Consider the following 11,790-nt stretch of genomic DNA (forward strand, 5'->3'; position numbering starts at 1 on the left):
AATTGCTGTTGTGAAGTCAAATCGCGGGAGAAAAGCCTGTTCTTCATCCAGTAAACTGACGTCGCAACCCTATCAAGGATTTTTCCGAATGACGACCGAGACTCTGACCCGTCTGGAGACGCTGCGCGCCACAATACGCACCATGCATGTAGCCCCAGAGGGCGACGTGCTGGAAACGTTGATACGCGAACAGGCCCCTGCACCTGAACAGCGTGAGCAAATCGTAAATCGCGCCGCTGGTCTAGTGCGGTCCATTCGCAGCGACGCGAAACCCGGTGTGATGGAGGTATTCCTGGCTGAATACGGCCTATCCACGGATGAGGGCGTCGCCCTGATGTGTCTGGCCGAGGCACTGCTGCGCGTGCCTGATTCCGACACGATCGATGCGTTGATCGAGGATAAAATCGCACCCTCCGCATGGGGTGAGCATCTGGGGAAATCCTCGTCGTCACTGGTTAACGCCTCCACTTGGGCGTTGATGCTGACCGGTAAGGTTCTGAAGGAAGACAAACGTAAGGGCGTTGCCGCCACCCTGCACGGCGCAGTGAAACGCTTGGGGGAGCCGGTCATCCGCACCGCCGTTGCCCGCGCGATGAAGGAACTGGGCCATAACTTCGTTCTGGGCCGCAATATTGAGGAGGCGGTAAAGCGCGGCAAAGCACGGCAGGCCGAGGGCTATACCTATTCCTACGACATGCTGGGCGAGGCGGCGTTGACCGAACACGACGCGCAGCATTTCCTGAAGGCATATCGCGATGCCATCGCAAAGCTGGCTCCGTTTTGCACTGCGGCAGATATCCGCGACAATCCCGGCATCTCTATCAAACTCTCGGCTCTGCATCCCCGCTACGAGGTGGCCCAACGTGACCGCGTGATGTCCGAACTGGTCGAGCGTACCCGAGATCTGGCGCGTCAGGCCTGCGCCGCCGGTATGGGCCTGAACATCGATGCGGAGGAAGCCGACCGGCTGGACCTGTCCCTCGACGTGATTCAGGCGGTTCTGGCTGATCCCGAACTGGCCAACTGGGACGGGTTCGGCGTGGTCGTGCAGGCTTACGGCAAACGCGCTGGTCACGTGATCGACTGGCTGCACACCTTGGCCACGCATCTGGACCGCAAAATCATGGTTCGCTTGGTCAAGGGCGCCTATTGGGATACCGAAATCAAGCGTGCGCAGGTCGAGGGTCTGCCAGACTTCCCCGTCTTTACGCGTAAGGCGGCAACCGATGTCAGCTATATCTGCGTCGCGCAAAAGCTGCTGAACCTGTCTGACCGCATTTACCCGCAATTCGCCACGCATAACGCGCATACCGTCGCGGCGGTGCTGGAAATGGCACAGCCCCATCAGGAATATGAATTCCAGCGGCTGCACGGAATGGGCGCCTCGCTATACGATATCGTGCTGCGCTTACCTAAGGCGCGCTGCCGTATCTATGCCCCCGTTGGCGCGCATAGCGATCTGCTGGCCTATCTGGTGCGGCGCTTGCTGGAAAACGGCGCGAACTCGTCCTTTGTGAACCAGATCGTGGACGAGGATGTTCCGGCGGAGGTCGTCGCCGCTGATCCCTTCGCGGCATGGCAGGTTGTGCGGGGCAAGTCAGCCGTGCTGAAGCCCGAGGCGATTTTCCCCGGGCGCACGAATTCGCAGGGCTTTGATTTGTGCGATGTGACTACGTTGCAGAAAATTGCAGCGGCCCGTGATCCGTTTGAGCGGCATGAATGGTCCGCAGGGCCGATGCTCGCCGTGCAAACTGCGCCGACACAGGCCATGCACCGGTTCAATCCGGCATGCCCCGATGATCTTGTCGGAACGGTGCGCGATGCCAGCTTTGCCGATGTGGAAACAGCCATCGCGGGGGCGACAATCTGGGATGCTCCGGTAGCGGAGCGTGCCGCAACCCTGCTGCGCGCCGCTGATTTGATGGAGGACGCCCATGGCGAGTTGTTCGCCCTGTTGGCGCGTGAGGCGGGTAAAACCTTGGCCGACGCCGTTGGTGAACTGCGCGAGGCCGTGGATTTCCTGCGATACTATGCAGGCCAAGCGGTTGAGGGCACGCAGCCCTGTGGTATTTTCACCTGCATTTCGCCATGGAACTTTCCGCTCGCGATTTTCTGCGGGCAAATCTCCGCCGCCTTGGCCATGGGCAACGGTGTTCTGGCCAAACCGGCAGAGCAAAGCCCGCTGGTCGGCGCACGCGCGGTTGAGATTCTGCATCAGGCGGGCGTTCCGCGCAGCGTGCTGCAATATCTGCCCGGGCAGGGGGCCGTGGTTGGTGCCGCGCTCAGTTCTGATGCGCGGATCGGTGGCGTGTGCTTTACCGGCTCCACCGGCACCGCGATGCGGATTAACACCGCGATGGCTAACGGCATGTCACCTAGCGTGCCATTGATCGCGGAAACCGGAGGCCTGAACGCAATGATCGTGGATTCCACGGCGCTGCCCGAACAGGCGGTGCGCGATATCGTGGTGTCGGCATTCCAATCGGCGGGTCAGCGATGCTCGGCGCTGCGGGTGCTATATGTACAACAGGATGTGGCACCATCCCTGCTGCGTATGCTGGAGGGCGCGATGGATGAGCTGGTCACAGGCAATCCATGGCACCTTTCCACCGATATCGGGCCGGTCATCGATGGCCCTGCACGGGATAAGATCGAGGCGCATGTTGCCGTGGCCGAAAGCGAGGGACGCCTGCGTAAACGCCTGTCCACGCCACAGATTGGAAACTTCACCGGTGCAGCCCTGATCGAGGTGTCGGGGATCGAGGCATTGAGCGAGGAAATCTTTGGCCCCGTGCTGCATGTCGCGACCTTCCGCGCGCGCGATCTGGACCGTGTGGTCGATGCGATCAACGCGCAGGGATACGGCCTGACCTTTGGCATGCACAGCCGGATTGATGATCGGGTGGAGCAGGTTTGCGCCCGCCTGCATGCCGGCAATATCTACATCAACCGTAACCAGATTGGCGCGATTGTCGGCTCGCAACCGTTTGGCGGTGAGGGGCTGTCGGGGACGGGTCCAAAGGCAGGCGGGCCGAACTATCTGCCGCGCTTTGCTGCTGCATCTCGCGGGTCCGAGGCATCGGTTGAGGGGCGAGCAGCGGCTGTCACGGACGTGCAACAGGCGCTGAACGTCGCTGCTGCCTTGCCCGGTGTAGAGCTGTCGCAGACTGCAATGCATGGCCCAACGGGGGAATCTAACCGCCTGTCCACGATGGGTCGCGGGGTTGTTCTGTGTCTGGGGCCAAGCTTGGTCACGGCTCGTTTGCAGGCCCTTCAGGCCGCCAAATCCGGTTGCCCCACAGTGATCGTCGCACCGGGTGCCACTGCGGTGGAGGGGGTGGACGGCGTTCTATCGGCGGAGGCCCTGACCCAATTGCTGGGGTTCGCTGTTGTCGCCTCGGATGCTGCGACAGAACCACGTCGCGCCCTGCGCCGTGCCTTGGCCCAACGGACAGGCGCGATCCTGCCCTTGGTCGGATCGGCGCAATTGGCGGAGCGTTGCATAATGGAGCGTCACGTCTGCATCGACACCACCGCTGCAGGTGGCAACGCCGCCCTGCTGGCCGCGTCGCAATAAATGGAACGGGGCGTGCGCGGATATGCACGCCCCAACTGCCTAGATTTTCTGCAATTTCTGCTCAAGCACAGGCCGCAAATGTTCGTGCCGCGTGGGCAGTTTCAGCGCCTCACCCAGATGGGCAGGGGCCTCATCCCGATCAAATCCGGGCTCGTTGGTTGCCACCTCGAACAGCACACCACCGGGGGTGCGGAAATAGATCGCCCAGAAATAGTCGCGATCAATTACAGGCGTGACCTGATATCCGGTGTCCAGCAACGCTTGGCGTATTTCTAGCTGCGCCTGCCGGTTCTCCACGGCAAAGGCGATGTGATGCACCGATCCTGCGCCCTGCTGCGCGCGCTGGGCGTCGGGCAGGGTTTCAACGTCGATAATATTCGCGCCGGTGCCGTCGGCCACTGCAAACCGGGTGACATTGCCCTCGGTTTCCAGCGTCTCATAGCCCATGAAGCCCAACAGCTCTGCCATGGCACCGCCATCCTGTAGACGCATGGTGGCGGAGTGGAACCCGCGTATCCCCTCATCCGCGCTGACCCCGTTTCCGGCCCATGGGGCACGGGCGTCGCCCAACTGTTCTACCAGCGCAAATTGGTCGCCGTCAGGGGCCGTAAACAGCAGGCGTTGCTGGCCAAAGCGGGTATCCTCGGCCACGTTGCCCGCCAGCCGGTCCCGCCAATAGGGCAGCGCCCCCTCGGGGATGGAAAATGTGGTGGTGCCAACCTCACCCACGCCCGCCGTACCGCGCGCCGCATTTGGGAACGGGAAATAGGTCATGACCGAACCGGGGGCGCCTGTCTCATCCCCGTAATACAGGTGGTACACGTCAGGCGCATCGAAATTGACCGTCTTTTTCACCCGCCGCAGGCCCAGCGTATTGGTGAAGAACCGGTTGTTTTGCGCCGCATCCGCCGCGATGGAGGTGACGTGGTGCAGGCCCTTGATCTGGTTCAACATGGTGATGCTCCGCTCAGTTTAACTGTGATGGCCATCATCTAGCATTGTTGCTGGCACGCGCATATAGGGCGCCCCAGCAACTGATTGTTCACAAATTTGAAACCTTTGCCTAGCACTTCACCCGCTCGGATTTCGGATCGTATAGCGGGCGCAGCGATGCGGTTGCCGGTATGCGCTGGCCTGCGACCTCAATCTCATAGCTTGATGCCAGAACCTCCGCCGCGCTTTGTCCTGCACAGGGCACATAGCCCAGTCCGACAGCCCCACCCAAAGTATGGCCGTAATTGCCGCTGGCCAGATAACCGACAACATCCCCGTCGCGCAGGATCGGTTCGGCATGGAACAATAGCGGCTGCGGATCGTTCAGCAGGAATTGCACCATGCGCGCCTGCGGGCCGGTTTCCTTGCGCCGCAAAACCGCATCACGGCCGGTAAAGGCGGGCTTATCGGTTTTTACGGCAAAGCCTAGCCCCGCATCAATCACGTGATCCTCGCAGGTGATATCATGACCGAAATGGCGGAAGGCCTTCTCGATCCGGCAGGAATCCATCATGTGCAATCCGCACAGCTTCAGCCCGACCTGCTCGCCTGCTTTCAGTAATACCTCAAAGACATGGGCGGCGAATTCGGTGGGGACGTATAGCTCCCACCCCAGCTCACCCACATAGGTCACGCGGTGGGCGCGGGCGTGGCACATCCCGATCTCGATCGTGCGCGCCATGCCAAAGGGATGCGCCTCGTTCGAGACATTATCGGGCGAGACAAGCGTCAGCAGATCGCGCGCGCGCGGTCCCATGATGGCCAAAACCGCCTCGCCGCTTGTGACATCGGTGATGATTGCGAATTCATCGCGTAGGGACCGGCGCAGCCACGTCTCATCAGTCAGTCGCGTCGCGGCAGGTGTCACGATCAGATAGGCGGTTTCGGACAGGCGGGTGACGGTCACATCCGCCTCGATCCCGCCACGGGAATTGAGGAACTGGGTATAGACAATCTTACCCGCCGCCACGTCCATCTGCCCGCCGCATACGCGGTTGAGGAAGGCGCACGCATCCGGCCCCTCAACCCGTATTTTACCAAAGGATGTCATGTCGTACATTCCAACGCCATTGCGCACGGCGTGATGTTCGGCTGCTTGGTTTTCAAACCAGTTCTGACGGCCCCAGCTATATTGGTATTCGGGCGTTTGATCGGGGCTTGCGAACCAGTTCGCACGCTCCCACCCTGCCAGCTCACCCATGACGGCGCCCTGATCCAGCAGCAGGTTATGCAGGGGCGAGCGTCGAATGCCCCGCGCCGTTGCCTTTTGCCGGTAGGGGTAGTGATCGGCATAGAGCAGGCCCAGCGTCTCCTTTGACCGCTCCACCAGATAGTGTTTGTTCCCCTGAAAGGGCTGCATCCGCGCAATATCCACATCGCCCAGATCGAACGGCTTTTCCCCCGTATCCATCCACTGGGCCAGCGCCATCCCAGCCCCGCCCGCAGATTGTATGCCGATGGAGTTAAAGCCCGCAGCCACCCAGACATTGTCCATCTCCGGCGCAAGGCCAAGGTGATAGGCATCATCGGGGGTAAAGCTTTCCGGTCCGTTAAAGAAGGTATGGATGCCCGCCTCGGCCAAGGCGGGGAAGCGGTTGACGGCTTGCTCCAGGATCGGTTCGAAATGGTCGAAATCCTCGGGCAATTGGTCGAATTCGAAATCATGGGGAATGGGGCCCCATGGCTTTGCGACAGGCTCAAATGCGCCCAACAGGATCTTGCCCGCGTCCTCCTTGTAGTAGGCGCATTCATCGGGGACACGTAGCACGGGCAGTTGCGTCAGACCGGGGATCGCTTCGGTCACGATGTAGAAATGTTCACAGGCCTGTAGCGGCACATTCGCGCCCAGCATCTGGCCAACCTCGCGGCCCCACATGCCTGCGCAGTTTACCACCATCTCCGCCTCGATATGGCCGCGATCCTCGCCCTGTTGCCAATCAACGCCTGTGATCCGCCGCCCCTCACGCCGCACTCCGGTCACAAGCGTGTTTTCCAGCACGCGCGCACCACGTTGCCGCGCACCCTTGGCCAAGGCCAGCGCGATATTTGCCGGATCGCCCTGACCGTCCTTTTCCAGATAAACGCCGGACAAAACGTCGTCGATGTTCAGGTGGGGATAGCGGGCTGCGATTTCAGTCGGGCTGATGGATTCGATATCCACGCCAAAGGCACGGGCCATTCCCGCCTGCCGCAACAGCTCCTCCTGCCGTGCCTCGGTCAAGGCAACGGTGATGGACCCGCAACGCCGGAACCCTGTGGAAACGCCGGTTTCCGCCTCCAGCTCGCCATATAGCTCCTGCGAGTATCTCGCGAGTCGGGTCATGTTTTGTGTGGCGCGCAACTGCGCGATCAGCCCTGCCGCGTGCCATGTCGTGCCGGAGGTCAGGCGCTTACGCTCCAGCAGCACAATATCGGTCCAACCCAGTTTGCTGAGGTGATACGCGACGGAGCAGCCGATTACGCCGCCCCCGATGATAACAACGCGGGCCTTTGCGGGGACGGTCATGCGCGTAGCCTTTCGTTCTTGGGATCAAATGCGGGGCCGTCGGGCAGGACTGTGGCAGGATAGATGTTGCCAAAGATATTGACGCCAACCGTCGCGCCCGCCGCAATATCCGAGCGCACAATGGCTAGGCCAAGGGCCGCATCCACGCGGTAGCCATATCCGCCCGAGGTTACTTCACCCACAATCTCATCACCCAGCAGGACGCTGGACATGTAGGGGGCGTCAAATTCCTCAACTTCAATTTTCAGCGTGGCGAAGCGTTTGGTCGGAACCTGTGCCAGCAGGGCTGCCTTACCGGGGAAGTCCTGTTCCTTGTCCAGCTTTACGAACCGGTCCATTCCGGCCTCAAGCAAGGTGTAATCCGTGGACAAATCGCCCTTCCATGCGCGGTATCCCTTCTCGATCCGCATCGAGTTCAGGGCGTACATGCCAAAGGGTTTTGCCCCCGCATCGCGCACCGCGTCATAGATTTCCGCCGCATCCTGCATCGGGCAATGCACCTCCCAGCCCAGCTCACCCGCGAAGCAGACACGGGCCAACAGGACGGGTTTTCCGCAGACATTGGCCTGCTGGTGGCTCAACCACGGTTGGGTCAGGTCGCCATCGGTCAGGGTGGCCAGAACCTGCCGTGTGTGCGGGCCGCAGATAATCAGCGTGGACACCTCTGCCGTGCGATCAGTCAGCTCCACCCCCTCGGGCAGGGCGTGATCCAACAGTTCGAAATCATGCCATTGCGCAGGGGCGGCGGTGATCAGGGTGAAGCTATCCTCACCACTGCGCAGCACCGACATTTCCGTCACAAGCCGCCCGCGATCATCGGCAAAATAGGCCAAACCAACGCGGCCAACCTTGGGCAAACCACCGGCCATGCGCGTCAGCAGCCAATCCGCGGCACCGTCGCCGGACAGCTCAAACCGTGAAAATCCGGGCAGGTCCAGAACGCTGCAGCCATTTGTGACGGCGTGAACCTCCTCGGCGATCCGCGCCTCCCACGGGCCATGGCGGTTCCACGTTTCGGTTGATGCCTCGGAGGTGTCGTCGCCGTCCTTGGCGAACCAGTTCGCGCGCTCCCAGCCGTTATATGCACCCATCACACCACCATCGGCGCGGATGCGGGCATCAACAGGGGATAGCTTTTTATCGCGCCCTGCGGGCCATTCATGACGGGGGAAGTGGATGGCATATTCGTGGCCGTAAACCTCCATCCCCTTGGCATCGGCATAGGCCTGGTCCGCGTGATCGGTAAAGCGGCGGGGGTCTACGGACCACATATCCCACTCGGTTCCGCCCTCGACCATCCATTCGGCCAGCACCTTACCCGCGCCGCCGGATTGGGCGATGCCAAAGGTGAAGCACGCAGCCTCGAACGCATTGGGCACGCCGGGCATCGGGCCGATCAGCGGGTTACCGTCGGGGGTGTATGGGATCGGGCCATTGATGACCTTGTTAATACCCGTCTGACCCAGCAGCGGCACGCGGGCCATTGCATCCTCGATATACCATTCCAGCCGGTCCAGATCATCGGGGTATAGCTGGAAGCTGAAATCCTCGGGCATGGGATCCTCGGGCGTCATCCAGTGGCCCTTGCAGTTCCGCTCATATGGACCGAGGTTCAGGCCGTGCTTTTCCTGCCGCAGGTAATAGGAGCTGTCCACATCGCGAAGCAGGGGCAGTTTGTTGCCGGTTTCCTGCGAAAATGCCTCGATTTCAGGGATTTCATCGGTCAGCAGGTATTGGTGGCTCATCACCATCATCGGCAGGCGACGGCCGCCATAGGGGCGGAACCATTCCGAGACACGTTGGGCGTAGTAACCGGCGGCGTTCACTACATATTCACAGCGGATTTCGCCCTTCTCCGTTTCAACAACCCACTCGCCGCCCTCACGCCGCACACCGGTTGCGGGGGTGAAGCGCAGGATGCGCGCGCCCAGATCGCGGGCGCCCTTGGCATAGGCTTGGGTCAGCTGCGCGGGGTCCATATCACCGTCCAGCGCATCGTATAAACCGCCCTCCAGATCATGGGTTTCCATGAAGGGGTAGGCGTTCTTGAGATCGTCTAGGGACATCATTTCCATGTCGAGGCCCTGATGACGGGCCATCGCGCGGGCGCGCTCGAATTCCTGCATCCGTTCTCTGCTATGCGCCAGCCGCACCGATCCGGTAACGTGGTAATTCATCGGATAATCTACGGCTTCGGCCAAGCCGCGATACAGCTCTGTCGAATAGCGCTGCATGTTCATAACGGCCCAATTGGCCGAGAAATTCGGGATATTGCCAGCCGCGTGCCATGTGGATCCCGCGGTTAGCTCGTTACGTTCCAGCAGCACGCAATCGGTCCAACCAGCACGGGCCAGATGGTATAGCGACGAACACCCGACGGCCCCGCCGCCAATGATCACAACCCGTGCAGTGGTAGGGAAATCGGACATATCGAGACCTTTCAGTAAACAGGTGGGGAGATGACCCAGACCGCAATGGCGGGCAGGTCGTTGGGGTTGTGCCAGCGCAGGGACTGCCCGCGCACACGAAAACTGTCGCCAGCGCTGATGATGAATTCGACATCATCCAGCCAGATCGTCAGGCTACCGCTGAGGATATAGGCGACCTCCTGCGTTTCACGCGTTTTGGGGGTGTCCATCCGCGCACCGGGCGCAAAGACGGACCGGATCACCTCGAAGCTATCGGTCAGATCGGGGGAGACTAGCTGCTCTCGTAGGCCCGTTTCGCTATCACCAATCGCGCGACGGCTGCCCGCGCGCACGACCAGACCGCGTTCATTATCGGGGGCGTCGCTCTCTCCAAAAAACAGTGAGAGTGGAACCTCGTAAGTATCTGCAAAGGCGCGTAAATCGTCATGGGTCGGGGTGGACAGGTCGCGCTCCACCTGTGAAATCCAGCCGATAGATCGATCCATTTTTTGCGCAACAGTGCCCAGCGTCAGGCCCCGCGTACGCCGCAGCGCGCGCAGGTCTGCTCCTAGGGTTGAGGCAGGGGATGGTTCGTATGGCATAGCATCCTCGTGAAATTATCTGCTGAAATTTCACGACGAGCCCGTGAAAAAGTCAACAATAATTTCACGGAGCTTTGCCGTAATACAGCCCGACAACATGCTCCGCCTCGGCAAAGAACAACCACCGTGACGCAAACACGCCCGTCAGATGCACGACCACCGCAACCAACGCTGCGAGGTGGCCCAGCGGAGACACGATCAGCAGTACAATCGGCGCAGCCATGCAGATCACTGTAATGGCGCGCAGCCGGTTTCGATGCTTGCGGCCAATACGGTAAACCATTTCATCCAATAGATAATTTCCACCGGAATGCGGGGCCTCGAACAGGCGCACCTTGCCGATGGCGCCTAGGCCCGTCGCTGTTTCCGTTGTCGATCCGCTGCGAGCAAAGGCGGTGTCGCCTTTGCTCCAATTCAGGATTTGCACAGCCAATGCGGCCGCCAGCAATATCCACGCTGCGGTGGTTTGCGCGGCCAATAGGGCACCGCCCCCCGCGCTGAGCAGCAGGAACAGCGCGTTGGTTGTCCAATGTTTCCAACGGGGTACGGTTTTCATCTGCGCGTAAATCATTGAGGTTGAGAAAACAGTGGCAAGGCTGAGCAAGCTGGCGATCCAGCCCAGTGGTACGAAATACGTGTCAAAAAAGATCGCCGCCAGCGCGTATAGCCCCGTCGTGACCAGCGACAGGACGGATAACCATGCCTCGCGACTTAACCAGCTCGACCGCCATTGCGTGAATGCCAATAGCGCGCGTTGCGGGTTGCCAAGGTGGAATGTCGAGGAAATCAAGCCGCCGACGGCCAGTGCGTAACCAATTGCAAAGAATGTAAAAAGAACCCATCCCGAAACATCCGGCAGGCCCAATGTCAGCCATGCCAACAACCCGAAGCCTAGGCCGGACAAGACGGAGAATATGATAACTGAGGGGGCGGGATGCATCAGATTTTCTCCAATGTGCGGTCAAGCCAACCGAGGAAGCCGGTGGGCGTATCATCCACCCGCGCCATCATCGGACCTAGGATGTCGGGAACATCCTCCATCGCGTCCTTGGGGCGGGGGGGCAGGTATTTGTTGACCGGCGAGGTGCCGAGCTCTGGCATCAGGTCAAAGCCGCCGCGATCCGTAACCATCTGGGAAACATGGCTTTCCGGATCGGCGAAGTCACCGAAGTGCCTTGCATTGGACGGGCAAGTGCGGACACAAGCGGGTTGGCGGTCCTCCTCGGGCAGGTTCTCGTTATAGATACGATCCACGCAGAGGGTGCATTTCTTCATTACACCGGCATCTGCGTCCATCTCACGCGCGCCATAGGGGCAGGCCCATGCGCAGAGTCCACAGCCTATGCAACTGGATTCATTGACCAAAACGATGCCATCCTCCTGCCGCTTATAGCTGGCACCGGTGGGACAAACGGTGACGCAGGGGGCGTCGTCGCAATGCAGGCATGATTTGGGGAAATGCACGGTTTGTGCCGGTTTATCAGCCTGTTGGGGTTGCACCTCGAACGAGTGGATGCGGTTCAGGAATGTGCCCTGCGGTTTTGCACCATAGGCGTCCATATCCGATAGGGGCGCGCCGTAATTTTCGGTGTTCCAGCCTTTGCACGAGGTCACGCAGGCATGGCAGCCAACGCAGATATCGAGGTCAATAACGAGGCCGAGTTTGCGGTCAGTCTGGGTCGGTAAACTGGTCATTTTTGCTGG

Annotated in this window: 7 protein-coding genes; 1 reads left to right on the plus strand and 6 read right to left on the minus strand. The window is 60.5% G+C overall.

Translation table 11 applies throughout. The features are described 5' to 3' along the window. Window positions 1-88: 88 nt before the first annotated feature. Window positions 89-3,577 (plus strand): bifunctional proline dehydrogenase/L-glutamate gamma-semialdehyde dehydrogenase PutA, encoded by a 3,489-nt coding sequence (putA, locus tag CR254_RS15020; RefSeq protein ID WP_097931421.1) that lies wholly within the window; start codon window positions 89-91, stop codon window positions 3,575-3,577. 39 nt (window positions 3,578-3,616) lie between these two features. On the opposite strand, the gene CR254_RS15025 is transcribed toward putA, so the two are convergent. The 6 genes from CR254_RS15025 to CR254_RS15050 all read right to left on the minus strand — a co-directional run bounded on the left by CR254_RS15025 (window position 3,617) and on the right by CR254_RS15050 (window position 11,781). Further along, window positions 3,617-4,531, minus strand: coding sequence for a VOC family protein (locus tag CR254_RS15025; RefSeq protein ID WP_097931423.1), 915 nt, complete (start codon window positions 4,529-4,531; stop codon window positions 3,617-3,619). Window positions 4,532-4,640: 109 nt separating this feature from the next. Continuing rightward, window positions 4,641-7,076 carry a GcvT family protein gene (locus CR254_RS15030; RefSeq protein ID WP_097931425.1) on the minus strand — a complete coding sequence of 812 codons (2,436 nt, stop codon included), beginning with the start codon at window positions 7,074-7,076 and terminating at the stop codon, window positions 4,641-4,643. Continuing rightward, entirely contained in the window at window positions 7,073-9,505 is a 2,433-nt protein-coding gene (locus CR254_RS15035) for a GcvT family protein (protein WP_097931426.1), read from the minus strand. The genes CR254_RS15030 and CR254_RS15035 overlap by 4 nt, the downstream gene beginning before the upstream one ends. A gap of 11 nt (window positions 9,506-9,516) precedes the next feature. After that, window positions 9,517-10,086: a helix-turn-helix domain-containing protein gene (locus tag CR254_RS15040; RefSeq protein ID WP_097931428.1), complete on the minus strand. Its 570-nt coding sequence runs from the start codon at window positions 10,084-10,086 to the stop codon at window positions 9,517-9,519. A 64-nt stretch (window positions 10,087-10,150) separates the two neighbouring features. Next, window positions 10,151-11,026 (minus strand): dimethyl sulfoxide reductase anchor subunit family protein, encoded by an 876-nt coding sequence (locus CR254_RS15045; RefSeq protein ID WP_097931430.1) that lies wholly within the window; start codon window positions 11,024-11,026, stop codon window positions 10,151-10,153. Continuing rightward, window positions 11,026-11,781, minus strand: a complete 756-nt coding sequence (locus tag CR254_RS15050; RefSeq protein WP_097931432.1) for a 4Fe-4S dicluster domain-containing protein — start codon at window positions 11,779-11,781, stop codon at window positions 11,026-11,028. Before CR254_RS15050 ends, CR254_RS15045 begins: the two co-directional genes overlap by 1 nt. Between the last annotated feature and the right edge of the window lie 9 nt (window positions 11,782-11,790).

It is taken from the genome of Pontivivens marinum, assembly GCF_900231835.1.
Taxonomy (GTDB): domain Bacteria; phylum Pseudomonadota; class Alphaproteobacteria; order Rhodobacterales; family Rhodobacteraceae; genus Pontivivens; species Pontivivens marinum.

What these genes read in the sequence shown, in the direction of transcription:
- putA (WP_097931421.1), top strand. Translation starts at nt 89, where the DNA reads ATGACGACCGAGACTCTGACCCGTCTGGAGACGCTGCGCGCCACAATA.
- CR254_RS15025 (WP_097931423.1), bottom strand. Translation starts at nt 4,531, where the DNA reads ATGTTGAACCAGATCAAGGGCCTGCACCACGTCACCTCCATCGCGGCG.
- CR254_RS15030 (WP_097931425.1), bottom strand. Translation starts at nt 7,076, where the DNA reads ATGACCGTCCCCGCAAAGGCCCGCGTTGTTATCATCGGGGGCGGCGTA.
- CR254_RS15035 (WP_097931426.1), bottom strand. Translation starts at nt 9,505, where the DNA reads ATGTCCGATTTCCCTACCACTGCACGGGTTGTGATCATTGGCGGCGGG.
- CR254_RS15040 (WP_097931428.1), bottom strand. Translation starts at nt 10,086, where the DNA reads ATGCCATACGAACCATCCCCTGCCTCAACCCTAGGAGCAGACCTGCGC.
- CR254_RS15045 (WP_097931430.1), bottom strand. Translation starts at nt 11,026, where the DNA reads ATGCATCCCGCCCCCTCAGTTATCATATTCTCCGTCTTGTCCGGCCTA.
- CR254_RS15050 (WP_097931432.1), bottom strand. Translation starts at nt 11,781, where the DNA reads ATGACCAGTTTACCGACCCAGACTGACCGCAAACTCGGCCTCGTTATT.